22 protein-coding genes are annotated in these 24,576 nt (G+C 45.0%); 7 read left to right on the plus strand and 15 right to left on the minus strand.

The genetic code is table 11. The annotated features are described in order from the left end of the window. Positions 1–9: 9 nt before the first annotated feature. Complete coding sequence (gene putR / locus AAGG74_RS20055) at positions 10–1,245, plus strand: proline utilization transcriptional regulator PutR (protein ID WP_429676938.1); 1,236 nt, start codon at positions 10–12, stop codon at positions 1,243–1,245. Between the two features lie 36 nt (positions 1,246–1,281). Here the strand turns inward: putR and AAGG74_RS20060 are convergent, their stop codons facing one another. From AAGG74_RS20060 to AAGG74_RS20070, 3 genes are all read right to left on the minus strand, one after another. Further along, positions 1,282–2,139 (minus strand): TIGR03943 family putative permease subunit, encoded by an 858-nt coding sequence (locus AAGG74_RS20060; protein WP_429676939.1) that lies wholly within the window; start codon positions 2,137–2,139, stop codon positions 1,282–1,284. 4 nt (positions 2,140–2,143) lie between these two features. Beyond that, the gene (locus tag AAGG74_RS20065) at positions 2,144–3,028 is read right to left on the minus strand and encodes a permease (protein WP_429677140.1); all 885 of its coding nucleotides are present in this window, start codon (positions 3,026–3,028) and stop codon (positions 2,144–2,146) included. Between the two features lie 96 nt (positions 3,029–3,124). Next, the gene (locus AAGG74_RS20070) at positions 3,125–3,979 is read right to left on the minus strand and encodes an alpha/beta fold hydrolase (RefSeq protein WP_429676940.1); all 855 of its coding nucleotides are present in this window, start codon (positions 3,977–3,979) and stop codon (positions 3,125–3,127) included. A gap of 163 nt (positions 3,980–4,142) precedes the next feature. Between AAGG74_RS20070 and AAGG74_RS20075 the strand changes: the two genes are divergently transcribed. Beyond that, positions 4,143–5,153, plus strand: a complete 1,011-nt coding sequence (locus AAGG74_RS20075; protein ID WP_429676941.1) for an NAD(P)/FAD-dependent oxidoreductase — start codon at positions 4,143–4,145, stop codon at positions 5,151–5,153. Between the two features lie 30 nt (positions 5,154–5,183). Here the strand turns inward: AAGG74_RS20075 and cobA are convergent, their stop codons facing one another. The 5 genes from cobA to nirB form a co-directional block, all read right to left on the minus strand. Then, complete coding sequence (cobA, locus tag AAGG74_RS20080; RefSeq protein ID WP_429676942.1) at positions 5,184–6,635, minus strand: uroporphyrinogen-III C-methyltransferase; 1,452 nt, start codon at positions 6,633–6,635, stop codon at positions 5,184–5,186. Positions 6,636–6,918: 283 nt separating this feature from the next. Beyond that, complete coding sequence (nirD, locus tag AAGG74_RS20085; RefSeq protein ID WP_162103033.1) at positions 6,919–7,239, minus strand: nitrite reductase small subunit NirD; 321 nt, start codon at positions 7,237–7,239, stop codon at positions 6,919–6,921. 31 nt (positions 7,240–7,270) lie between these two features. Beyond that, positions 7,271–9,688, minus strand: a complete 2,418-nt coding sequence (gene nasD / locus AAGG74_RS20090) for an NADPH-nitrite reductase (RefSeq protein WP_429676943.1) — start codon at positions 9,686–9,688, stop codon at positions 7,271–7,273. A gap of 120 nt (positions 9,689–9,808) precedes the next feature. Beyond that, positions 9,809–11,941: an assimilatory nitrate reductase catalytic subunit NasC gene (nasC, locus tag AAGG74_RS20095; RefSeq protein ID WP_429676944.1), complete on the minus strand. Its 2,133-nt coding sequence runs from the start codon at positions 11,939–11,941 to the stop codon at positions 9,809–9,811. Positions 11,942–11,947: 6 nt separating this feature from the next. Further along, positions 11,948–14,251 (minus strand): nitrite reductase large subunit NirB, encoded by a 2,304-nt coding sequence (gene nirB, locus AAGG74_RS20100; RefSeq protein ID WP_429676945.1) that lies wholly within the window; start codon positions 14,249–14,251, stop codon positions 11,948–11,950. Positions 14,252–14,431: 180 nt separating this feature from the next. Here nirB and AAGG74_RS20105 point away from each other — a divergent pair, with 180 nt between their 5' ends. Next, on the plus strand, positions 14,432–15,637 hold the full coding sequence (locus AAGG74_RS20105; protein ID WP_429676947.1) for an MFS transporter: 1,206 nt from the start codon (positions 14,432–14,434) through the stop codon (positions 15,635–15,637). Positions 15,638–15,798: 161 nt separating this feature from the next. Here the strand turns inward: AAGG74_RS20105 and AAGG74_RS20110 are convergent, their stop codons facing one another. Continuing rightward, positions 15,799–16,479 carry an amino acid ABC transporter permease gene (locus tag AAGG74_RS20110; protein WP_162103028.1) on the minus strand — a complete coding sequence of 227 codons (681 nt, stop codon included), beginning with the start codon at positions 16,477–16,479 and terminating at the stop codon, positions 15,799–15,801. Between the two features lie 9 nt (positions 16,480–16,488). Beyond that, positions 16,489–17,343: a transporter substrate-binding domain-containing protein gene (locus AAGG74_RS20115; protein ID WP_429676949.1), complete on the minus strand. Its 855-nt coding sequence runs from the start codon at positions 17,341–17,343 to the stop codon at positions 16,489–16,491. A gap of 169 nt (positions 17,344–17,512) precedes the next feature. Between AAGG74_RS20115 and AAGG74_RS20120 the strand changes: the two genes are divergently transcribed. The 3 genes from AAGG74_RS20120 to AAGG74_RS20130 all read left to right on the plus strand — a co-directional run bounded on the left by AAGG74_RS20120 (position 17,513) and on the right by AAGG74_RS20130 (position 19,521). Continuing rightward, a complete protein-coding gene (locus tag AAGG74_RS20120) occupies positions 17,513–18,649 on the plus strand; it encodes a zinc-dependent alcohol dehydrogenase (RefSeq protein WP_429676950.1) in 1,137 nt (378 codons plus the stop codon). A gap of 12 nt (positions 18,650–18,661) precedes the next feature. Next, entirely contained in the window at positions 18,662–19,117 is a 456-nt protein-coding gene (locus tag AAGG74_RS20125) for an RDD family protein (protein ID WP_429676952.1), read from the plus strand. A gap of 83 nt (positions 19,118–19,200) precedes the next feature. Continuing rightward, the gene (locus tag AAGG74_RS20130) at positions 19,201–19,521 is read left to right on the plus strand and encodes a YckD family protein (RefSeq protein WP_429676954.1); all 321 of its coding nucleotides are present in this window, start codon (positions 19,201–19,203) and stop codon (positions 19,519–19,521) included. A 178-nt stretch (positions 19,522–19,699) separates the two neighbouring features. Here the strand turns inward: AAGG74_RS20130 and AAGG74_RS20135 are convergent, their stop codons facing one another. The 5 genes from AAGG74_RS20135 to hxlA all read right to left on the minus strand — a co-directional run bounded on the left by AAGG74_RS20135 (position 19,700) and on the right by hxlA (position 23,774). Beyond that, complete coding sequence (locus tag AAGG74_RS20135) at positions 19,700–20,098, minus strand: competence protein ComJ (protein ID WP_429676956.1); 399 nt, start codon at positions 20,096–20,098, stop codon at positions 19,700–19,702. 22 nt (positions 20,099–20,120) lie between these two features. Continuing rightward, the gene (gene nucA, locus AAGG74_RS20140) at positions 20,121–20,570 is read right to left on the minus strand and encodes a DNA-entry nuclease (RefSeq protein ID WP_429676958.1); all 450 of its coding nucleotides are present in this window, start codon (positions 20,568–20,570) and stop codon (positions 20,121–20,123) included. 172 nt (positions 20,571–20,742) lie between these two features. Further along, positions 20,743–22,467 carry a methyl-accepting chemotaxis protein TlpC gene (gene tlpC, locus AAGG74_RS20145; RefSeq protein WP_429677141.1) on the minus strand — a complete coding sequence of 575 codons (1,725 nt, stop codon included), beginning with the start codon at positions 22,465–22,467 and terminating at the stop codon, positions 20,743–20,745. A gap of 112 nt (positions 22,468–22,579) precedes the next feature. Further along, entirely contained in the window at positions 22,580–23,137 is a 558-nt protein-coding gene (hxlB, locus tag AAGG74_RS20150) for a 6-phospho-3-hexuloisomerase (RefSeq protein ID WP_429676960.1), read from the minus strand. Positions 23,138–23,141: 4 nt separating this feature from the next. Further along, positions 23,142–23,774: a 3-hexulose-6-phosphate synthase gene (hxlA, locus tag AAGG74_RS20155; RefSeq protein WP_225493900.1), complete on the minus strand. Its 633-nt coding sequence runs from the start codon at positions 23,772–23,774 to the stop codon at positions 23,142–23,144. Positions 23,775–24,007: 233 nt separating this feature from the next. Here hxlA and hxlR point away from each other — a divergent pair, with 233 nt between their 5' ends. Beyond that, positions 24,008–24,370, plus strand: coding sequence for a transcriptional activator HxlR (gene hxlR / locus AAGG74_RS20160; RefSeq protein WP_162103019.1), 363 nt, complete (start codon positions 24,008–24,010; stop codon positions 24,368–24,370). The last annotated feature ends 206 nt before the right edge of the window (positions 24,371–24,576 follow it).

The raw sequence follows: 24,576 nt of genomic DNA on the forward strand, positions 1-24,576 counted from the left end.
GAAAAAAGTATGGAAGAGCTTTTAGAGAGAGTTTTTTCATTTTCAGATGTTGATAAGCTGATTGATTTTATTAGTTATGAATTGCAAAAACCAGTCATACTGGAAAGTGTGGATTTCTTTTTGTTAGCTTATAATTCTTACTATATTAATCATTTTGATTCTGCCAACCAGCAGACTATTTTTTCGAAAAAATGTCCGGTTCAGATTTTTGAGAGGTTTCTGAAGGACGGCATCGTTGAAAAACTGAAAACAGAACCTGAGCCTTTTCGCGTCAATAAAATGGAAAGCATCGGCCTAAATCAGAGGGTCGTCGTGAGTGCGAAGCATAAAGGGGAAGTCATGGGCTATATCTGGGTTCAGGAGCTGGACCAAAATCTGACGGAAGAAGAACTTGATTTTTTGTATGAGACTTCTTTCCATGTCGGGAAAATCATTTATAAAACGAATAAGCTGAAACAGGAAAAAGAAGAAAAAGCTGAAGATCTCATCAAACGGGCGATCTATCAGCAATTTACCACTGAGAAGGAACTCAGGCGGGAAGCCGAAAGGATCAACACCGTGCTGCCTTCCATGTTTTCGGTTGTCATCCTGCATGCCGCGAACGGGGATGGGGAAGCGGTAGAGGATTTAAAGGAAAATATCAGGTCGTACTTGAATTTACGAGATAAAGTCAGTCATGTCTTAACGATCGAATCAAATATTGTCATCGTCGTAGCGAGTTTTTCCCAAAAAAGCTCCGTCTCCTCGGCAGCTTCTGAATTTATTAACAAGCTGTTAACACATTTTCACTTTCAAAAAATTCCTACCCCTATATATATCGGTATCGGAAACGAATATGATCATCTTTTGAAACTTGGAAAGAGCTACATAGAAGCACTTGAAGTCATCAAAGCCGCAGAAATCACCGGAAATCAGGAAAACATTCCATATGAATATGCCAAACTCGGCATTTACCGCTATTTAGAAAGCATTGAGCAGAAAAACGAATTTTTGGAATACGAAAATAAGGATTTATCTTTATTAAAAGCGAAGGACCAAGAAAGCAGCACCGAGCTGCTTAAAACTCTGGAAATCTATCTCCTCAACAACTGCAAAACAAAACCAGCAGCAGAACAGCTGTTTATTCACCAAAACACACTAAATTACCGCATTAAACAGATTACTGAAATGACATCGATCAATTTAAGTGATTTCAGAACGCGATGTCAGCTCTATCTTGATTTGATGCTGATGAAAAAGAAATAAAAAAGAAACCAGTATTTGTACTGGTTTCGCCTTCATTTAAAATCCCCTGTAAACGTACGGGTCATCTGGCTTTTTAATGGTTTTCCAGTCAGTCACTTTCACGACAGGGAGCGTTGACTTGAAAGGCTGGTAATATTCTGAGGCGAGAGTGCCCTTAATCTGAACCCACTCATCGTCCTTGATGTTCATGTCTTTCGGAAACTCCACAAGCATCCCGTATACGCCGGAATCAGCGATACAGTGAATGATGCCAAACCTCAACACGAAGAGCTGATTTTTGTTAATCGCGTTTCCTTTGTACGCAAATCCATGAAACTCAATCGTCCGGCCTAGAAATTCACCTGGATAGTTATAGATGGTTTCCATTCCTTTTAGGAAATCATCATCGGTCAGAGAAATCTCTTTCTTGCTGGAATACTTATTAAACAGCTGTTTCATCTGTTTGTCATAGCTGTCTTGCGCGTAATAAAGGCTCGCATCAGGCCGCAAATACTGTGTCTGGGAGTAATGGTCTCCGCTTTCCATCGCCTTAAACGAGAACCCTTTTGTTTTGACTATAGATGAGTCAAGCGTCGCAATCGGGAAGAAGATTCCCGACACCAAAGGAAAAAGAAAAACAATATAAATCAAATAACGCTGATAAAATGGCTTGTTTTGTTCATGGTCATGTTCGTGATCATGGCCGCATCCGCAATCACGATCATCGTGATGCCGGCCTTTTTCAGGCGACTTGATAAATACATAGGCTTGAACGGCTGTCAGAATGGCCAGCAGGAAGATCGCAATAAAAGAAAGATAGGAATATTTCATATTAATATACTTTGTAAGGTTTCCTGAGGCATGGAGATGATAAAAGAAAAACGTAAATCCCATCAGCACAAATAGTCGAAACATTGAATCATCCCTTTACCAGTAGTGATCCCGCTAAGACGAGCACGACAATGTACGTAATCAGCAGGAAAACAAATCGTTTTTTGAAGGCCGCAAGCATCATCAATAGATTCTTAATATCCACCATCGCACCAAACACAAGAAAGGCGATTAACGATCCTAATGAAAATGTGCTGCTGAAGGAAGACGCGATGAACGCATCAACTTCTGAACAAAGCGACAAGACAAACGCCAGCCCCATCATCACAAGGGAAGAGGATATATCATTCTGTCCGATCGCAAGCAGAGTGGATGTTTTGACATACGTCTGCATAGCGGCTGCGATAAAGGCGCCGATAATTAAATATTTCCCGACTGAGAAAAATTCATCAATGGCATGACGCAAGGTCCCACCCAGTTTTTGTAGCAGGGTGTGTTGATGATGATGGTGATGCCCGGGTTCCTGAAGCTTTAAAAGCTGGTTATCCTTAAATTGATAGGATAAGATGATCCCAATGATCACCGAAATGGATAGCGCCAGTCCGCCCCGATAAAAGACCACGCTCCATCTATTCCCGAACGCAATAAAGGTAGAAAATAAGACGATAGGATTGATGATCGGCGCGGTCAGCATGAAAGCAACGCCCGCATGTAGTGGAACCCCCTTTAACAGAAGCCGCCTCGTAATCGGGATAATGCCGCACTCGCAGGCGGGAAATAATACGCCGGCTAGCGCCCCGAATAAAACGGCAAGAAAGCGGTTCTTTGGCATGATTCTTGCAATCATTTCTTCAGAAACAAACATTTGAATGATTCCCGAAAGGATGACGCCGATCAGAATAAACGGAATGGCTTCTATTAAAATGCTAATAAAAATAGAATTCAGCTGAAGAAAAGATGATTGTGCTGTCACAATAAAACCTCCGCTCATATTAAGCTGCCTCTTATCATACCAGAAAAAAGGCATTGCTTGTTTGACGGGGGAGGAGGAAAAATTGTTTCACTTTGTTTAGGATTCTAAAAATTCGAATATGATTCTATCTGTTTCTGCAGCGTCTTTCCCGAGCCAAATCAGGTGCCCCCATGAGTGAAGCAAACAGAGAGTAGCGTCAGGGATGTGTCTTTTTGCATAATGTGCATGTGACTTGTCGACTAGTCCATCATAAACACTATGCATGACCAGTACGGGGCATGAGATGGCCTGCAGCTCTGTTGAAGAGGTAGCGGCGGTTTGTGATAGATCAAGCAGAAATCCTTCACCTGAGCGCTGCCGGCTGTTCATTTTCCGAAATGCTTCTGTGTCTTTTTCATCCATCAGAGACTTGATTCGCTGAAACGCAAGTGTGCTGAATTGCGGACTCATGACTTGAAATATCAACCGGGGGAAGGTGTTGTTCAAAGAAGAAATCAGCTTCCATACCCACTTTTCCATCGGCGGGCGAAAGAGCATTCTCCCTATTTGATATTTAATGTCTTTTGAGGTGAGCCATTCTTTTGTGATAGCGGATTGCAGGATTAAAGTGTTGACCCTTTCAGGATAATGGGAGGCAAAACATATGCCGCTCGGCCCTCCTGCGGAGATGGCAATTACATGGACGCTGTCGATTTGTAAGTGATCTAATAGTTTTACATAGAAACGGCAGGCGTCGGCAAGGCTTTTCCCAATCTCTGTTGACGTTTGGCCATAGCCGGGCCTTGATGGCGTGATGATACAATACCCTTGTTCAACCAGCGCCGTGTACCCGAATTCCTCGTAACAATTTGAATGCCCGCCATGCATGACAAGAATGGGGGCTCCCTCGCCAGTAACAGAATATTCTAGTGTATACCCTTCGAAAGTGATCATTTCGACTCGTCTTTTCATCTGTTCCTCCGATTTGTTTTTTGCCTATTATAGGGTTTTCAATCCTTTATCACAAGGAGAAGAAATGAATAAACAATGGTACGAGAAATATGATATACTTTTTATTGATATTCATTCTCAATTAAAACAGTGTTGATATAGATGAGAACGGGAGGCAAGATGGATGGCTGAGAATCAAGAGGTATATGATGTTACGATTATAGGCGGGGGGCCGATCGGGCTGTTTACGGCTTTTTACTGCGGGATGCGGGAGCTGAAAACGAAAGTAATCGAATTTTTGCCGCGGGTCGGTGGGAAGGTGTCTTTGTTCTTTCCAGAGAAAATCATTCGTGATATCGGCGGGATACCGGGAATCGCGGGAAAGCAGCTGATTGAGCAGCTGAAGGAGCAGGCGGCGACGTTTGAGCCTGACATTATACTGAATCAGCGCGTGACCGGGTTTGATCGTTTGGAGGACGGCACCATTTTGCTGACAGGTTCTGAAGGTGAAAAGCATTATACACGAACTGTGATTTTGGCTTGCGGTATGGGAACGCTTGAAGTCAAGGAATTTGACAGTGAAGATGCCGCCCGGTATGCGGGCAAAAACCTTCATTATGGAGTGGAAAAGCTTGATGCGTTTAAAGGGAAGCGGGTGGTGATATCAGGCGGCGGTGATACTGCGGTCGATTGGGCAAATGAGCTGGAACCGATTGCGGCGTCTGTGACTGTCATTCACCGGCGTGAGGAATTCGGCGGAATGGAAAGCAGTGTGACGAAAATGAAGCAATCATCGGTGCGAGTGCTTACTCCTTATCGGCTGGAACAGCTTAACGGGGAAGAGGAGCGCATCCAAAGCGTGACAATTTGCCATACTGAATCTGGTCAAAGTGAAGACATAGAGATTGATGAGCTGATCGTTAATCATGGCTTCAAGATTGATCTCGGGCCAATGAAGGAGTGGGGGCTTGAGATTGAAGAAGGCAGGGTAAAAGCTGACAGGCATATGCGGACGAATCTTCCGGGTGTGTTTGTGGCGGGTGACGCAGCTTCTTATGAAAGCAAGCTGAGATTGATTGCCGGCGGCTTTACAGAAGGCCCGACAGCGGTCAACAGTGCAAAGGCTTATCTGAACCCTAAGGCCGAGAATATGGCGATGTATTCTACCCATCACAAAAAATTGGCTCATAAATAAAACAGCCCTAGATAAAAGGGCTGTTTACCATCAGCTGTGAATAAGCTTTTTTTCTGTTTGTTGTTTCTGAATGAAAGCAAATAATTCATCCTGCTTTTGGACCGCTGTGAATCCATAGGCGCTGGCAGCTTTGTCATCATCTTTGCAGAAGATAGGAGGCCGGCTTGCTGACGGTTCCGGTGAAATGCCGATTTGTTCGCCGGCGCTGATCAATTGCTGAACGGCCGGCTTGTTTGGGCAAATGACCATGTGCAGCGGAGATTCACTGATGGTTCGCTGAATCATATGGGTGAACCGGTCATCTATGACATGTTCATGGGTGATATAAAACGAGGAGGACTCATGCATCTGCATGTTTTCCACTGAATGGCGGCTTCCGACAACAAGGCGTTTTCCTGAATCAGGCTGCATAGGGGAGACGAGAAACCCCCGGTTTTTAAGCTCTGTCTCTGCATGTTCAGATGCCGCGCTCAATCGGGCTGTCAGTTGGCGGATGTCGATTTTCTTGGAAGTGAGCGCTTGAAAAAATTCACAAACTGCACGGCGCGATGTGAAAACCATCTCTTCAAAGGTGCCGACCTTTCGAAGAATCTTTTCATTGACAGGCATGCTCTCCGTCCGCCATTTCGGCCATTCGATGACATCGGCGCCAGAAGCGCGCAGCTTGTCTGCGAGCGGATCTTCATCATCGCCATGAGTAACAACCATCATGTGACGGCCGATGAGCGGTTTGCTTTCAAACCAGCTGTGTGTTTGGAAGTTAACGATATCTCCGATGACGATAATCGCAGGGTTTGTGATCTGGTGCTCCTGAACCTTTTGCTGAATATTCTCAAGCGATCCTTTCACACTCCGCTGACGGCCCCACGTTCCCCATTGGACCACAATGACAGGAACAGAAGAAGATTTACCGTGTGCGATAAGCTGCTGGCAAATATAAGGCAAATTCTTGACGCCCATGTAGAAGACAAGTGTTTGAACGCTTCGGGCAAGCCCCTCCCAGTCAAGATTCGGCGTGCCTTTTAATGATTGATCATGCGCTGTAATCATGGCGAAAGACGAAGCGAAATCCCGATGTGTGACGGGGATGCCCGCATAGAGAGGCGCTGCAATGCCAGATGTGATGCCAGGAACCATTTCATAGCGGATGCCTTGCTCATGAAGGGCAGCCGCTTCTTCACCGACTCTGCCGAACACACTCGGGTCTCCGCCTTTTAAACGGACGACGGTTAAACCCTTTAAGGCTTTTTCAACCAGCAGGGCGTTGATTTCTCTTTGCTTCATAAAATGGCGGTCTGGCAGTTTTCCGCAATAAATAAACTGGCAGTGCGATGATGCGTATTCGAGCAGCTTCGGGTTTGCGAGCCGGTCATATAAAATCACGTCTGCTTCCTCCAGCGCCTGTTTTCCTTTGATGGTGAGCAGCCCTGGGTCGCCGGGACCGGCTCCCACGAAATAAACGATTCCATTCTTCATGATCATGTCATCCTTCCGTCACTGTAAAAAATGAAGGATCACTTGAAAAGTGATCCACAGCGTATCGACAAACCCCCGCATTCTGTGTCAAGCCTGCGGTTTGGAAAGGAATGGCGGCTAATCGCTAAAACGCCGCCATCACATTCTGTGCAAGTCTGCTTCAAGTTCTGCCTTCCTAGACTTCAAAGGTTTTCAATCACGCAAGATGTTGAAATCCTAAAACCATAACCCGTTTTAGGATTTTGCCAACAATCTGAGTGTCACTTAAAAAAGTGATCCGGTCTTTTGTTTAATATATGAGATAAACATGTTCTCCTTCGATCAGCGTTTCGTATGTTTTGACACATCCGTGATCAGGTTCCTGGACTTTTCCATCTTCTAAAGAAATTTTCCAGTCATGCATCGGACAGAAAACATATTCCCCGCTGACGATGCCTTCTGCGAGGACGCCGCCCTTGTGCGGACAGCGGTTTTCGATGGCGCGGATACTTCCGTTTGAAAGCTTGAAGACCGCAAGTTCCTTATCTTCAATATACACTGTTTTTCCCAATTGTTCAGGCAATTCTTCAATTTTTCCGATCCATACTTTTGTTGCGTCTTTGTTTACCATATCCGTTCCTCCTTAATGTTTGTTTTTGTCATTATGATGTGGTCACGACATTTTCAAATAAGTCTTTAGAGGTTTGTTTGTTTTCCAGGAAGTTCTTCCATGGATCTTTATGGACAGAAAGTGTTTCGTTCATTCTGTCGTTGAGTTCCTGCCGTTTTTCAGGATCGTTTAATACAGATTGGACATGGGATAAACCGACGCGCTCAAGCCATGCGGATGTACGCTCCAGATACTTTGCGGTTTCTCGGTAATACTGCAGGTAAGCGCCTGCGTACTCTAAGACTTCCTCATTTGTTTTTACCTTCATCAGCAAATCGCCGGCGCGTAAATGTGTTCCGCCGTTTCCGCCGACATAAAGCTCCCAGCCTCCGTCAATGCCGACAACGCCAAGGTCTTTAATACCGGATTCGGCACAGTTCCGCGGGCAGGCAGATACGGCCATTTTGACTTTGTGCGGTGTGTTAAGCCCTTCGAATTTTTTCTCAAGCTCAATGCCAAGCGCCATGGAGTCCTGCGTGCCGAAGCGGCAGAATTGCTCGCCTACACATGTTTTTACTGTCCGCAGTGTCTTTCCGTACGCATAGCCTGATGGCATATCAAGGTCTTTCCATACTTTCGGAAGGTCTTCTTTTTTCACGCCGATGAGATCAATCCGCTGGCCGCCGGTCATTTTGACCAGCGGAATTTCATATTTGTCGACGACATCTGCGATTTTGCGTAAATCTGTGGAGTTGGTCACACCGCCATACATCCGGGGAACGACTGAGTATGTGCCGTCTTTTTGAATATTGGCGTGCATTCGTTCATTCACAAAGCGGGATGTCCGTTCATCCTCGTATTTGGTTGGATTGATCATGCCTAGGTAGTAGTTCAGAGCCGGTCGGCATTTGGAACAGCCTTCTGGCGTTTTCCAGCCGAGCACGTTCATGATTTCTCTTGTATGCGACAGCCCTTTGGCTTTGATTTCTTCTACGAGTTCATCTCTCGACAATGTGGTGCAGCCGCAAATTGCTTCTTTTTGCGCTGTCGCGTCAAAGTCTGATCCGAGCGTATGCTGGAGGATTTCTTCTACGAGCGGCTTACAGCCTCCGCATGAGCGGGATGCACCGGTGCATGCTTTGATCTCGTCTGTTGACGAGCATCCTTTTTCCTGTATGGCTGTAATGATGTCGCCTTTTGAGACACCATTACAGCCGCAGATGATTTCATCGTCGCTCATTGCAGCGGTCATGCTTGTGCCTGCTTCTTGGTTGAGCGGCTGTAAGACTGATATTTTTGAGGTGTCAGTGATATCGGCTTCTTTTTGAATCATAGAAAACAGGCGATTGCCTTCGCTGCTGTCGCCGAATAAAACAGCACCGACAATTTGATTGCCTCTCAAGACGATTTTTTTATAGATGCCGTCCTGCTCATCGAAGACCTTGAGGGCTTTTTTGTCCTCTGATTCATTAAAGTCACCGGCAGAGAAGACTTCAACGCCTGATACCTTTAACTGAGTAGAGAGGACGGAGCCTTCATACGGTTTGGTTTCAATGCCGCACAGATGCTTCGCCAGCACTTTTGCCTGTTCATAGAGCGGAGCCACGAGCCCGTATGCGATTCCCCGATGCTCAGCGCATTCGCCGACCGCATAAATGTGCGGAATTTCAGTTTGCATATAGTCGTTGACAATGATTCCGCGGTTGACCGGAATGCCGCTTTTTGTGCCAAGCTGTGTATTTGGGCGGATGCCGACAGCCATGACGACTAAATCCGCTTCAATGCTTGTGCCGTCTTTGAAGCGGAGGCCTTCGACACGGTTATCACCGACAATTTCTTCGGTTTGCTTTTCAAGTAAAAAGGTCATTCCTTGTTTTTCTAATTCGTTTTGCAGCAGACGTCCCGCCGTTGGGTCAAGCTGTCGTTCCATTAAGTATGGAGCGAGGTGGATGACAGATACCTCCATGCCGAGATTCAGCAGTCCGCGAGCGGCTTCCAAACCAAGCAGGCCTCCGCCGATGACGGCTGCTTTCTTATATTGTTTTGACGCGGCGAGCATCGTGTCTGTATCTTTTATGTCCCTGAAAGCTGTGACACCTTGTTTGTCTGCGCCCGGAATCGGAAGGATAAAAGGGACAGAGCCTGTCGCCAGAATCAATTCATCGTATGGCTGGATTCTGTCTGCGTCTGTAATCACCGTTTTGTTTTCTGTATCCACTTTGATGACTGTTTCATTTGTAAACAATTGAATATTGTTTTCTTCGTACCAATCCCAATCATTTAACGTAATATCTTTGAGGTCGGTATCGCCTTGAAGCACTTTTGACAAAAGGATTCGGTTGTAGTTGGGATGCGGTTCGGCACCGAAAATTGTGATTTCAAACTCGTCTTTTGCCACATTCAGTATCTCTTCAACGGCCCTTACTCCGGCCATTCCATTTCCAACAAGAACTAGCTGTTTTTTCCCCATCAGATGATCCGCTCCTTATCAATGTTTTTTCCAGCGTAGCATAGCGAAAAGAAATATTTAAGATGCATGTTATAAAATGTAACAAAATATACGAAAAGTTCTAAAAATTTTATGAATAATTTAAATAGGTCTGATTCGGACGGCGCACACCTTAAAACCGGGCATTTTACAGGCTGGGTCTAAGGCTTCGCCGATTAAATCATTCACATTTTGAGCCTCTGTCCAGTGGATGGGAACAAAAACGGTGTCTTTTCTGATTTGTTCTGAAAATTTGCTGCGGACGGTGATACTTCCCCGCGGGGATTCAATTTTTACGAGGACACGGTCTTCAATATGGTAGGCTCCCGCTGTTTGCGGATGAATTTCCATAAACGATTCAAAATGTCTCGCGGCAAGGGCGGCGCTTTTTCTCGTTTGGACACCTGTTAAGTAATGAGACATGACACGTCCGGTCGTTAAATAAAGCGGATAGTCGGCTGTGGGTTTCTCTTTTGGAACAGTCGATTCGTTCGGAATCACACTGAGTGCCGCTTTTTGATCCGGATGTGCAAATGAGTCCGCAAACAAACGCCCTGTTCCGGGATGATCCGATTCCGGACATGGCCAATGAATACCGCCTTCACGCCTGAGCCTGTCATATATGATGCCTGAATAATCAGCAATCCCGCCGCGGCTCGCTGCTCTTAATTCATTAAAAATATCCTCTGCTGATGAGTAGGAAAAATAGCGTTCTTTTCCAAGAGCAGCTGCGATTTCACAAATGATCTGCCAATCATGCTTTGCTTCATCGGGGCACGGTCTGCTTGCTTCTCTTAATGTCACGAGGCCTTCGACATTTGTCATCGTGCCCTCATCTTCTAAGTAAGAGGAGGCGGGCAAAATCACATCTGCGTATGTCGCAGTCTCAGAAATAAACAAATCGATCGCGACGAAAAATCTCAGTTTTCTCAAAGCTTTTTTGACGAGGTTCGCATTTGGGCTGGAGACAGCAGGGTTGGAGCACATGAGGAACAGTCCTTTGATATCGCCGTCATTGATTTTTTCCATCATTTCATAGGCTGAGATGCCTTTTCGCGGCAGATCATCCTGGTGGATTCCCCACACTTTCGCAATATGCGCCCGGTGTTGTTCGTTTTCAATAGATCGATAGCCCGGAAGCTGATCAGCTTTTTGCCCATGCTCTCTGGCGCCTTGCCCGTTTCCTTGTCCGGTGATCGCTCCATAGCCCGAGTACGATTTGCCGATTTTTCCTGTGATCAGCACCATGTTTAAGAAACCCTTCACAGCCGCTGTTCCATCGGTTTGCTGCTCAATCCCGCGGGCTGTGAACAGCAGGCCTGATGTTTCCATGGCGAACTTCACAGCGGCCTTACGCATATGTGCCAGCGGAATATCCGTCTGTTCAGCGATATCCTCCAGGCTCAGCGTGTCCGTATGCTGCTTCAGCTCTTCGTATCCATTTGTTCGTGATTGAATGAAATCTTCGTCCGCAAGCTGTTCGTCAATGATGATTTTGACGAGACCGTTGGCAAGGGCGGCGTCTGTGCCTGGTTTGATTTTCAAATGAAGGTCGGCGATGTTGGTGGTGGCTGTTTCACGCGGATCAATGGCGATGATATAGGCTCCGTTTTCTCTCGCTTTTTCAAAATACGGCATCATCGTTGGCTGGCATTCCGCAATATTGGTGCCGGCTAAAATAATCACACGGGTGTGGGGGATGTCTGATAAGGGATTCGTCAAGCCTCTGTCTGCCCCGAATGTTTGGTTGGCCGCGGTTGCAGCGGCGGACATGCAAAGTCTTCCATTGTAGTCGATGTATTTTGTCTGTAAGCCAACCCGTGCGAATTTCCCTAGCAAATACGCCTCCTCATTCGTAATTGAGGCGCTTCCGTATACAGCCATGGCGTCATGTTCGTGTTCGTGCTGTATCATCGTTACTTGGTCTTTGATATGGTGCAGTGCTTCTTCCCAGGAAACAGGCATAAATTCGCCGTTTTTCTTGAGCAGCGGCCGGGTGACGCGGGAGGCGTTCAGGGCATGCTGGTGGGCGTTCATGCCTTTCATGCATAGCCGGCCCTGTGTCGTAGGATTATTAATCCCGATCGCTGTGAACTTTTTCCGTGTGCCGATGGTTTGTTCCACGAGCTGCATTTTGCACTGCATGCTGCAAAACGGGCATTGGGTGTCATACGTTTTTTCTGATTGGATGTCTTGCTGTTTCTCGCGGAAATATCTAAGCAACGGTTCAGTCAAAATGTCTCATCCTTTCTGATGTGCGCCAGCGTTTTGAATTAGTAACAGCTCTGATTGAAGGCTTTCCAGCAGCTGATCCCTAAGGTACTCTTCAAATAGCTCTTCTCTGATACGAACGATCCCGAGCCGGTCCATCCACTGATGAACGGCTTCTAAGTAATGAGCTGTTTCACGATAATATTGGATCAGTCCTTTGATCATAGCGGCGGTGCTGTCTTCATTGTCAGTTACGCAAAACAGAGTGCCGGAATGTGCATGAATTCCTCGGACACCGCCGATGTAGATATCCCAGCCAGCCAGCGTTCGAACCGCACCAACATCTTGTATAGCGGCATCACTGCAGTCTGTTTCACACGATAAGCTGATAGAAATAGAAGCCGGCATGGAAAGGCTCTCAAGCTGCCTTTCGATTTGAGCTGCCAGCTGCTGAATCGGCCGGTTTTGGGCGCATGTACAAGCTTTGACACTTTGCAGCGCGCGCCGGCGTTCATTTAAAAAAGCGGGCATTTTCAAAGCCTTTTTGATATGCGGGAGATCCGCGGAGTTGATCCCCGAAAGCTTCAGTCTTTGGCTGTGAGTGATGGATACGTCAGGGATGCTGTATGCCTCGATGATGTTGGCGATGTTTCTTAACTGCTCCGCGTTTGTGCGTCCGCCGTACATTTGCGGAACCAGGATGCAAGTGTCTTCAGCGGCTGGATTAGGCTGGATGAAACCGGGGTACAGCATTTCCAGGTAGTATTGAATCGCAGGAACACAAGTGCTGCATCCGTTTTTCGTTTTCCAGCCAAACTGGCTCATCGCTTCTGCCGGATTACTGAATGGCCTGCGCTGAAGCTCGGCAATGATATCGTCTTCCGTAAAATCAGTGCAGCCGCAAAACGAAGGTGTGCCGGCGGGTTCTGTATACTGGCCGCTGGTCATGTATCTCAAAAGGTCTTCAACGAGCGGCTTGCATCCACCGCAGGAGCCGGATGCTTTGGTGCAGTGTTTGACTTCTTCGACGGTTGTTAGGGCATTTACGTTCACCGCCTCCTCAATCGCGCCTTTCGTTACGGAGTTGCATTGGCAAATCGTTTCACTTGATGGCATGGATTCAAAAGATGTATCCGAGTTATCTGGTTCAAGCAGCTGTTTTTTTACGATCGAGATGTCTCGTTGTGTGAGCAGGCCGTCGAGAAATTTTTGCTTGTCACGTGTGTCTCCGAATAAAATGATGCCGGCCAGTTTGTCATCCTCAAAGAGTGCTTTTTTATAAATGCCAGTTTGTTCATCGTAAATGTTGATGCTCGTTGTGCGATTATCCTCGTGAACCTTTCCGGCTGACCACACATCAATCCCTGCTATTTTTAAAGCCGCAAATCGCGCCGAGCCTTGATATCCCTCGCAAGGAACTCCGCAAATATGTTTGGCGAGGACTTTTCCCTGTTCATAAAGGGGAGCTGCCAAACCGTATACTGTTCCGCTATGCTCAGCACATTCACCGACGGCGTAGACATTAGGTTCGCTCGTTTGCATATAGTCATTCACGACAATCCCGCGGTTGACTGCGATTCCAGATGATACAGCCAATTCAATATTCGGCCTCACCCCAGCCGCCATCACAATCAAGTCTGCTTTCAATGAAGAGCCGTCTTTAAAACGAATTCCATCTGCCTGCATGGTGCCAGAAATAGATACGGTGTTTTTCTCCAAATGAAAGGTTAAGCCTTTTCGTTCCAGCTCCGACTGCAGCAGCCGCGACGCCATTTGATCGAGCTGTTTTTGCATGATGCCGGCAGAGTGGTGGATGACGCTGACCTCCATGCCGAGATGCTGTAACCCGACTGCTGCTTCCAGTCCTAATAACCCGGCTCCGATCACCGCTGCCTTTCGATTGGGTTTGGCCATGCTCATCAATGCTTGGCAGTCTTCTATTGTTCGAAATCCGAAGACACCTTCTTTGTCCGCCCCGGGGACGGGGAGAATATAAGGGGAGGAGCCTGTTGCCACTATTAATTTGTCATAAGATAGAGTGCGTTTCTGATCTGTGATGACCCGCTGCTGATCTGTATCAATGTGAACAACCGTTTCACCTGTATACAGGGTAATTCCATGCTTGTCGTACCAATCCTTGCTGTTCAATGTAATATCGTCGAGTGACGCCTCACCCTGCAACACTGAGGATAAGAGAATACGATTATAGTTGGGATGCGGTTCGCTTCCGAAAACGACAATGTCGAACAAGTGGCGATTCAGCTTTAAAATGTCTTCAATACAGCGGATACCGGCCATTCCGTTTCCTGCTAACACCAATTTTTGCTTCTTCATGTACCAGACCTCCTTTGACGCAGCATGTAAGTGTTCTCTTATCAAAAATTATGTCACAATGCATTGTTAACGCATTAAACGTGTCATAAAAACTGACACATGTCTTTTCTAGAAAAAAATGGTCATATATCCTTAATTCAGAAAATTTAAAATAATAGAGAGCCAAGAAAGGGGAATCTTATGAAGCTATCGGAACTGAAAACCAGCGGACATCCACTCACTTTGTTTTGTTCCTTTTTATACTTTGATGTGAGTTTTATGATATGGGTTATGCTTGGAGCGCTGGGTGTTTATATTTCTCAGGATTTTGGCCTGTCTCCTTTTGAGAAAGGGCTTGTCGTAGCTGTGCCGATTTTATCAGGATCTGTATTTCGAATCATTTTAGGTGTGTTAACAGACAGAATCGGACCGAAAAAAACGGCGGTAATCGGAATGCTGGTGACAATGATTCCGCTGCTGTGGGGGACATTTGGCGGCCGTTCGTTGCCTGAGCTTTATGCCATCGGGATTCTGCTTGGCGTGGCGGGGGCAAGCTTTGCTGTAGCACTGCCTATGGCAAGCCGGTGGTATCCGCCTCATTTGCAAGGGCTGGCGATGGGGATCGCTGGTGCGGGAAACAGCGGTACGTTGTTTGCAACCCTGTTTGGCCCGCGTCTCGCCGAGCAGTTCGGCTGGCATATCGTCATGGGATTTGCGCTTATTCCTTTACTGATCGTCTTTGTTCTTTTTCTATCTATGGCAAAGGATTCTCCTGCACAGCCGGCGCCGCAGCCGCTTAAAAACTATCTGCATGTGTTCAGGCAAAAGGAAACATGGTTTTTCTGCCTGCTGTACAGCGTCACATTCGGCGGGTTTGTCGGGCTATCAAGCTTTTTATCTATTTTCTTTGTCGATCAATACCAGCTGTCAAAAATTCACGCGGGTGATTTCGTTACATTATGTGTGGCAGCGGGAAGCTTTTTCCGGCCTGTCGGGGGCTGGATTTCAGATCTTGTGGGCGGCACGAAAGTTCTTTCTGTCTTATTTATCATCGTGACCCTCTGTATGGCCGGGGTCAGCAGCCTGCCATCTCTCTCAATGGTCATTGTTCTTTTATTTGTCGGAATGATGGGACTCGGAATGGGGAATGGAGCCGTATTCCAGCTCGTCCCGCAGCGCTTTCGCAAAGAAATCGGCATGGTGACGGGAATCGTCGGCGCAGCCGGCGGTATTGGAGGTTTTTTCCTGCCAAACATTTTAGGATCGCTAAAACAGATGACAGGCACATATGCAATCGGTTTTATCACGTTTGCCTGTATCGCGCTGCTGGCGTTTGCGCTCGTGCTTGCCGCAAGCTTTTACTGGAAAAAAAGCTTGAGAGCAGAAAGCAGCCCGGCTGATGTTTAGGTTTTAAAATGGTGAACCAAAAAACTGTTCGCTTCTAAAAATTATCTGGTGCGTCTGGCATATTCTATTGCGAACAAGCCTAGAGCGCATTGTGGGGGTGAAGCTGAATCAATAGAAAAAGCCGTCTCCTGCGGAGCGGCTTTTATTAATGAAACGTTTGTTTAAACATAATGAGCGTATTTTTTCTCAAGGATATTCTGAATAGCGGCCGCTGCTGAGCAAATGGCCCAATAAATGAGAGCGGTCAGAATATACATGGTCATGTAATCAAACTCTCTGCCGCCGATGATTTTTGCGTGTTGGAGCAATTCCGGCACTGTAATCATCGCAGCGAGAGAGGACGCTTTGATTAAGTCGAGCAATACATTGGCAAGGGGCGGCAGGGCAATACGGATTGATTGCGGCAAAATAATGCCCTTCATCGTCTGCCAATAGGAAAGGCCGAGAGATGATGCGGCTTCCCATTGTCCTTTGTCAACGGATGAAATAGCTGAACGGTTAATTTCCGCAATATAGGCGGCACTGTTAAAGCTAAAGCCAAGCAAAGCTGCTGTGACAGCGGAAAATTCAATGCCGATATAAGGAAATCCGAAATAAAGGATAAACAAGATCACCAAAATCGGAACGCCCCGCATAAAGGAAATATAGAGCTTCGCCGGCCACCTTAACAAGGCAAGCTGAGACATTCTGGCGAGTGATAGGAACAGGCCGAGCACCATTCCGGCAAACATGCTTACAAAAGAGATGAGCAGTGTGTACCCAATGCCTTTAATGACATAAGGAAACGATTCAATGGCTAGCTTTGTATTGAAAATATATTCCCACTGAATGCTATTGATCATGGCGTCCGATTACAAATCAACGTCTTGAACGTCGGTATCCAGTTTCTTTGATACATCTGCTTTATTGAAGAATTGCTTCGACAGCTTAGCCAAAGTGCCATCCTTGCTCATCTCTTTCAGCTTTTCGTTCATCTTTTTCTGAAGTGCCGCATTGCTTTTTTTCATAACAAGCGCCTGTTTGTTCGGCATGTATTTGATGTCAGGATGGATCGTAATGTTAAGATCCGGGAACGCTGCGAGCGCAAGTGTCTGCAGGTAATAGTCATTCAAAATGACATCAGTGCGTCCGTTGGCGACATCTTTTAAATACTGCTCGTTGGTCGCATTATCATAAATCACTTCTTTGGCGCCGTATTTTCTTGCGACATCCATGTAGACTGTCGTAGCTGCGCCAGCCGCTTTCTTTCCCTTTAAATCCGTAAACGTTTTAATCCCAGATAAATCGTTTTTTCTGACGATAGCTGTGCCGTATGAATATTTATATGGAGTAGAGAACGCGAACTTCTTCTCGCGGTCTTTCGTGACATCGATGTCATTTGCGGCTGCATCGACCTGACCGCTATTCACCGCTGTCAGCATCCCGTCAATACCCATCTCCTTGAACTCAACCTTCAGCCCAAGCCGTTTTGCCGCTTCTCGAACGACCTCAACCTCGTAGCCTGTCAGCTTATCAGAACCAGAATCGGTATCGTGAAAAGACGTGGGATAAAGCGTGCCTGATGTAGCAATAACAATTTTCCCTTTTTCTTTGATCTGCTCCCAGCCTGTATTTTTGGAATCGGCTTCATTTTTCCCAGAACAGGCTGCCAATATAAGAAAGAAAGCCATTGTAAAGCTGAAAATAACGGCTTTGAATGATTTCACCTATGTTTCCCCCAATCTGTTAATCAACTAAAAAGATAGCATTGAACATAATGGGTTGCAACATGTTGATGGCGTTTTCAAAGAGTTAGAATTGTGTATACAAAAAGCGTGTGAAACGTTTAAAAGCAGCTGCAAAGGGAACCAGTGATAAAAAAGGAGTTGTACAAGCATGAAAGCACTGACATATCAAGGAAAAGAGCATGTTGAAGTGAAGAACGTAGCAGACCCCGGGATTCAGGATGCGAAGGACGCCATTATTCGTATTACCGCAACAGGAATTTGCGGCTCTGATCTTCATCTATATAAAAACGGCATTCCAGCCGCTCCGGATTATATCATCGGGCATGAACCAATGGGGATCGTAGAAGAAGTCGGAAACGATGTCAAAACGTTAAAAAAGGGCGACCGTGTCGTCATTCCGTTTAACATTGGCTGTGGTGAATGCTTCTATTGCAAGCATCAGATGGAAAGTCAATGTGATGAATCAAACCCTAATCCACATACGGATGCAGGCGGCTTATTTGGGTTCTCCGAATTTAACGGCAATTTTCCAGGTGGACAGGCGGAATACCTTCGTGTCCCATACGCTGACTTTTCTTCTTTTAAAATTCCGGCAGACAGCGAGCTTGAGGATGAACAAGTATTATTTTTATCCGATGTTATGCCGACCGCGTATTGGAGCGTGGAGCACAGCGGTGTGAAAAAAGGCGATACCGTCTTAATTTTAGGAGCGGGACCGATTGGATTGATGGCACAAAAATTCGCTTGGATGAAGGGCGCAAAACGCGTCATCTCCGTTGACCAAGTGCCGCATCGGCTTGAACACGCAAAACGGACAAACGGGGTAGAGACATTTAATTTTACAGAGCATGATGAAATCGGGAAGCTTCTTTATAATGAAACAAATGGCGGAGCAGACGTTGTCATTGATTGCGTGGGAATGGACGGAACGCCGCTTTCTAAAGAAGATATGTCTAAAAAGCCAAATCAGTTTGGAACAATCAGTCCGATCCTGACTGCTGCTGAATCCGTCAGAAAGTTTGGCACAGTTCAGCTGACAGGGGCCTATATTTCTCAAGCGGACGGCTTTCCGGTCGGTGATTTCTTTACACGAAATATATCTATTAAAATGGGGCAGGCGCCAGTCATCCATCTCATGCCGATGCTGTATGAAATGGTGAAAAAGCAAGAAATCGATCCAACAGATATCATTACGCATAAATTAAGTCTTGCAGACGCCCCTAAAGCATATGATATATTTGATAAGAAAAAAGATGGAAACATCAAAGCAATATTGAAACCATAATGGGGGAGTCACATGAATATTTACAAACCAGCTGGATTTTGGATTAGACTGGGAGCTTCATTGCTAGATTACATTATTGTCTCGGTGCCTCTTTTGCTGATCTATTGGGTGATTACAGGAAAAGACCCGAACGACAGTATGTTCATCAGTCTGATTGTCCTGCTGTACTCTATGGTGCTGCCGGTATTTTGGCAGGGCTATCTTATCGGAAAAAGAATCTGCGGAATCAGAATCGTAAAAAAAGATGGGTCACAGGTCAATCTATTAACAATGTTTTTGCGGGTTATTGTTGCCGGTCTGGTATACACTATAACCTTTGGACTCGGCTTGATCGCCAGTCTTATTATGATTGGCGTTCGAGATGACAAACGGACACTGCACGATTTAATCGCGGGAACGTATGTCACTTACGCGTCTCCTGGCGAAGAAGAACTTTATACTGACGAACAGATTAGAAAGAGCGAATAATGGTTTCGCTCTTTTTATTTTGTATGTATAAAAAAAGCGCGGCAGCAGACCCTATGAAAAATACGATTGGAGGAATAAATTGGATGAAGAAAACAAAACTCAATATCATCACAATGTTTATTGCCGCGGCACTCATATCTCTGACCGGCACAGCTGAAGCCGTTGACAAACAGCAGCAGCCTCCCGCAAATGTCACATTGACAGATCAGCAAAAGAAAGAAATTGAACAGCTGGAAGCAGAGATACTAAAAAAGCGTAAAAACGTAATTTCAAAGTATGTTCAATACGGTGTCCTGCCAAAAGAAAGAGGAGAACGCATCAAAGATCACATGGACCAACACTTTGACATGATGAAACAAAACGGCTTTGTACCAAAGCCCCATCCTCATACACATCAACGGTAAGCATCCAACGGGAATTGGGTGCTTTTTTATAGGGTATGATGCCAATTTTATATGTGAATTTTAAAAAATGATATCGATGAATCATTTAAAACGTTTTAGGTATCCGAATGTAATGAAGACGAATGGGGAAAGTTTATGAAATGTCCCTGAGAGAGTCATACTCTCAGGGACATTATCATTACACAGAAACAGCATCAATAATATAAGTGTCTGCGTGCAAATCTGACATTTCAGCAGGCACAGTCCAGCACGTCAATTGATAGTCTCCCTTCGGAAGGTCAAAGGCCAGCCTTTTAGACATTATGCTTTCAATTTCAATTCCGTTTTCTGTGACCTGAAAAGGAACAGTCACTTTCTTTTCGCAGGAGTTTACGATTTCTAAACTGTTTAAGCGCACAAGAATAAAAGCCTTTGTATTTCTCTGTGCTTCAAAAGAAATCGCTCCGTCCGCCGCCGCAAATCCTTTTTCGATCGCTTCGTCAGTCCAATCCATAACAGGAGGTGCAGAACCCTTTTGAAATACAGTAAATTGATGATATGAAATCGACAGTTCTTGCGGTTTCCATGACTTGATCAATGTGCTGTTCCTCCTCTATTATTTATTGAATCGTGAATAAAACTTTTGTGCCGTCTGGATAATCGGTAAGCTGATGACCAACCCAAGAGCCTGCACCGCGGTTGTCAGCGGGAGAAATATATTCTACAGAAGCCCCTTCACCGCCTTCTTTGCACATAGCCATTGGCCATTCATCCCTGTCATACCCTGTTTTTGGCGATACGTCTTTTAATGATTGCTCACGGCGTTCCTCAGCTCCATCTCTGTCAATGGTGCACACATCTGAGTGTCCTTCATTAATCGCATCCTTAATGTGTTTGGCCGTTTCGGGATAACGGTCAGAAGGGAGAGCGATTGTTTTGTCATACTCTTTCGTTGGAGATGGTTTTTGATCAGTTGAGAAAAAGTCTCCCTTTATCAGGCCGGCAGCTGCAGCTGCTATGACGATGATGGCGAGAAGTATTGTTTTTATGATGTTCATCGTGCTGTTCACCTCCCGCTTTTAGCAACTTAAAGCTGTTCCAAGGGTAATCCAGAAAGTATATGGTGTAAAGGACGAAATTTTTAGTTTTACGATCAGTTTTTTGCTGAAATTGTAATTTTAGCAGATTGAAATATTAATTTTCAGTAGAATACCTTTGCCAATTTACAATATTGAAAGTAGTTTATTGACTGTTTTCGGGTTGATTAATCATTTTAAATTGGCTTATGATACCAGTAAGCTCCTCGGCTAATTGAGATAATGTTTCAGAAGCTGCAGTAATCTCTTCCATTGCAGCAAATTGCTCTTCTGTTAACGCAGCCGCCTGCCGGGTATGTTCAGTAGAATTTTTAATATCGGCTGTATTGGCTGAAAAGGATTCATTTATGTCGTGTGTACTGGCTGAAATGTTTGATACAGATGCTGAGAGGTCACTGATTTCAGCGCTGATTTCTCCTGTTGCCGCTGTAATTTCCTTAAAGGCATCTCTGGTGCGCTGGATCATGGTGACACCTTCCGCAGCCTCTGTTTTCACATGCTCAACAGATCTTGCAGATTGGTTCATATCTTTTTGTATTTCTGTGATTAGTTTTGAAATCTGTCCTGCGGATCGTTGAGATTCTTCCGCTAATTTACGTACTTCATCAGCAACAACTGCAAATCCTTTACCGTGTTCACCGGCTCTTGCAGCCTCAATCGCGGCATTCAGCGCAAGCAGGTTTGTCTGATCGGCAATTTGGGTGATAACAGACAAAATATCCTCAATTTGCTTAGAGCGGCCCTCCAGCTGGAGTATGATTTCTCCGCTTTTCTCGATCGAATCGTGAATCGCATCCATTTGTGCCTGTATATCTGAAATTTCCTTTTGCCCAATGTCAGCTTTTGATTGTGCCAGCTGTCCTTTGTCAGCGATAGCGGATGTGTTTGCAGAAATATGCCGGATGTCCGCTGAAGCTTGTTTTAATGAGCTTTCGCTGTTTTCAATTCGGGTGATTTGATGCTGAGCTCCATTTGCTATCTGTTGTACAGCTTCTGTAATCTTTTCTGAAGCTTGATTTGTTTCCTCTGCTCCCGCTGAGAGCTGCTGAGAGGCAGACGCTAGCTGAAGGGCTGAGTGCTGTACGGTTTGAATGGTATCATTCAATTTCATTCTCATCTTATTGTAATAGACGCTGAGTTCTGATAGCTCGTCACCGGATTTGTCTGACACCTCGATTGTCATATCTCCGTCTCCGGCACTTTCAAAGGCGGATTTTAAAGTGTTCAGCCGTTTATTGATTCTTCTGGTGAAAAGCACAACAAGGATAATTGATACAATGATGACAATAACAAGAACGATAGAGAATTGAGTGAAAAGAGAATGCGTCAGTGATGCTAAGATGTTTTGATTGGCTCCAGTATACAGCATGCCGATAATATTCCCGTTTTGATCTTTTAAAGGCATGTATGCCGTCTGATAAGAAGAACCCGCCACGTCTGCTTGTCCGTAGAATTGTTTTCCATTCTTTAAAACAGCGTCAGTAACTTCAGAAGAAGCTTGAGTGCCGACAGCTCTTTCGCCGTTTTTCATGACATTGGTTGCAACACGAGTATCCTGTAGAAAAATAGTTATAGTATCGCCTGTTTTTTCGCCAAGCAGATCAACGATATCTTCATTTCCGTTAATTTGTGTTTGGCCTTTATAAAGCTTATTGTTCTTTACCTGCCAGTCCCCTGAAACGACATCATCAATATATGTGCTGCTTAAAGCGAGATCACCTTTCGCTTTTTCAGTCGCCATTTGTTTCATGCCGCCTGTAATCTCCTTAAGCATCACAGTGCCGACAGATATTGAAAACAAAAGAATAATCACGAAAACCAGGAATAGAATTTTTGTTCCTAGTTTAAGCTTTAGTTGTTTTATCACTATATTTCCTCCTTTTTATGATTTGCAGATCATATTATTTATCGGATTTTCAGGTTTAAAGTTTTATTTTAGAAAATAATAAAACCGGCCTGATCTTCAGGCCGGTTGTGTGACGCTATTCAAGGTTTGCGTGATGGGTAAACATGGTTTCAGAATCGAGTCCTTGTTTCTCCATGAGTTTTAAAATCACTGCATCATAGAACAGCAGCAAAGTTTGCTCAAATAATGATCCCATTGGCTGTATGGTTTTATTGCTTCCGTTTGATTGGTCTTTAGGAGAACCAGGCATTTTGACGATGAGATCCGCTTGTTTGCCGATGCTTGAGTCCGGATTGATCGTTAAAGCGGCCACAACTCCGTGTAAGCTTTTTGCTTTTTCTGCTGTATGGATCAGGCTCTTTGTCTCGCCTGACCCTGAGCCGATTATGACGAGATCTCCTTCGTGGAGCGGCGGAGTGAGAATCTCACCGACAATATGTGCGTTGAAGCCCATGTGCAGCAATCGCATCGCAAAGGATTTTGCCATCAGGCCAGACCGTCCCGCACCCGCAGTGAAAATTTGGTTGGATGAGAGAATGCGGTCGGCAAGCTGATCAGCTTCTTCCTCAGAAATATATGCCGCTGAACGGCGTAACTCATTGAGAATTTCCGTTACGTATTCAGTCGTTTTCATCACGTTATCCTTGGGCAATAAGCTGTTTCATTTTTGAAGCTGTTTCCGCTTTATCGGCTGCACTTGTGATTCCGCCCCCGACAATGACAAGATCAGGCTTTTGCTTGATCACTTCTGGCAGCGTATCAAGTTTGATTCCGCCCGCAATTGCAGTTTTTGCGTTTTTTACGGCATTTTTGATTGTCGTTAATTCTTCGAAAGAGTTTTTGCCCTCTGCTTGAAGATCGTAGCCAGTGTGGACGCAAATGTAATCAACGCCGAGTGCGTCAATTTCTTTCGCGCGAGATTCAATATCTTTCACGTTAATCATATCTACTAAAATTTTCTTGTTCTGTTTTTTCGCTTCTTCTACAGCGCCTTTAATCGTTGCGTCGTCTGTAGCTCCCAACACAGTGATGATGTCAGCGCCTGCTTCTGACGCTTTCATGATTTCGTATCCGCCGGCATCCATGATTTTCAGGTCTGCTAATACCTTCAATTTCGGAAATGCTTCTTTCATTTCTTTAACGGCTTTGAGGCCTTCATTAATGACAACCGGTGTTCCGATCTCAACTACGTCGATGTGTTGTTCCACTTCTTTGACGAGCTCGATGGCTTCTGGGATATTTACGAGGTCTAATGCTAGTTGTAATTCCATTTCTGATCTACTCCTTTTTGCGAATGTATTGTTCATTCTATAGGTTCCCTCTTTTATTGAGAAGTAGGCACTTTGAAGTCAACTAGTTACTTGGAGGATACTGTTAGGAAAAACAATCAGATTTCTTTCGCTTATTTTTATGAGTGTTTATAATAAAAAGGTGTCTGCAAAAAAGTAAGTAAGTGATGATACGTATTTAACATACAAAAAATATACTGAGGGGGGGATTTCTTTTGAGCCGGATGGACAACAAAAGGTTTAATTGTGAGAAAGAATTAACGCTTGCGGTGATCGGTGGTAAATGGAAAATGCTCATTTTGTGGCATTTAGGAAAAGAAGGCACAAAACGATTCAATGAATTGAAAGCTTTGATTCCTGATATTACGCAGAAGATTCTCGTGAATCAGCTGAGAGAGCTTGAGGAGGATATGATTGTTCACAGGGAAGTATATCCGGTTGTCCCGCCGAAAGTTGAATATTCCTTAACCCCGCAAGGAGAAAGCCTGATGCCCATACTTGAAGCCATGTATGAGTGGGGGAAAGGCTATATGGAATTGATTGATATCAATAAAAATGTCATTAAAGAATCGTTGTAAGACCTCTTATCATAAAGAGGTCTTTTTTTTGTGTGTTTTTCGGTTTTTGCGCTGTAAATAGATGTTATGTAAAGAATTAAAAAGCTTATGGTTAATAGGTCGAGCGTTTTTTTGAAATGTTTTTATTTTTCTGTAAATAATGTTTAGTGGAAATTTTTGCGGTATGACGCAAAAATATCCCAGTAAATAAACTGGAATCTTTCGGT

The organism is Bacillus mexicanus, assembly GCF_050445615.1.
In the GTDB taxonomy this organism is placed as follows: domain Bacteria; phylum Bacillota; class Bacilli; order Bacillales; family Bacillaceae; genus Bacillus; species Bacillus mexicanus.

Bases quoted from the DNA above. Each gene is read 5' to 3' on its own strand.
- putR (WP_429676938.1), top strand. From the start codon at position 10: ATGGAAGAGCTTTTAGAGAGAGTTTTTTCATTTTCAGATGTTGATAAG.
- AAGG74_RS20060 (WP_429676939.1), bottom strand. From the start codon at position 2,139: ATGTTTCGACTATTTGTGCTGATGGGATTTACGTTTTTCTTTTATCAT.
- AAGG74_RS20070 (WP_429676940.1), bottom strand. From the start codon at position 3,979: ATGAAAAGACGAGTCGAAATGATCACTTTCGAAGGGTATACACTAGAA.
- AAGG74_RS20075 (WP_429676941.1), top strand. From the start codon at position 4,143: ATGGCTGAGAATCAAGAGGTATATGATGTTACGATTATAGGCGGGGGG.
- cobA (WP_429676942.1), bottom strand. From the start codon at position 6,635: ATGATCATGAAGAATGGAATCGTTTATTTCGTGGGAGCCGGTCCCGGC.
- nirD (WP_162103033.1), bottom strand. From the start codon at position 7,239: ATGGTAAACAAAGACGCAACAAAAGTATGGATCGGAAAAATTGAAGAA.
- nasD (WP_429676943.1), bottom strand. From the start codon at position 9,688: ATGGGGAAAAAACAGCTAGTTCTTGTTGGAAATGGAATGGCCGGAGTA.
- nirB (WP_429676945.1), bottom strand. From the start codon at position 14,251: ATGAAGAAGCAAAAATTGGTGTTAGCAGGAAACGGAATGGCCGGTATC.
- AAGG74_RS20105 (WP_429676947.1), top strand. From the start codon at position 14,432: ATGAAGCTATCGGAACTGAAAACCAGCGGACATCCACTCACTTTGTTT.
- AAGG74_RS20110 (WP_162103028.1), bottom strand. From the start codon at position 16,479: ATGATCAATAGCATTCAGTGGGAATATATTTTCAATACAAAGCTAGCC.
- AAGG74_RS20120 (WP_429676950.1), top strand. From the start codon at position 17,513: ATGAAAGCACTGACATATCAAGGAAAAGAGCATGTTGAAGTGAAGAAC.
- AAGG74_RS20125 (WP_429676952.1), top strand. From the start codon at position 18,662: ATGAATATTTACAAACCAGCTGGATTTTGGATTAGACTGGGAGCTTCA.
- AAGG74_RS20130 (WP_429676954.1), top strand. From the start codon at position 19,201: ATGAAGAAAACAAAACTCAATATCATCACAATGTTTATTGCCGCGGCA.
- hxlB (WP_429676960.1), bottom strand. From the start codon at position 23,137: ATGAAAACGACTGAATACGTAACGGAAATTCTCAATGAGTTACGCCGT.
- hxlA (WP_225493900.1), bottom strand. From the start codon at position 23,774: ATGGAATTACAACTAGCATTAGACCTCGTAAATATCCCAGAAGCCATC.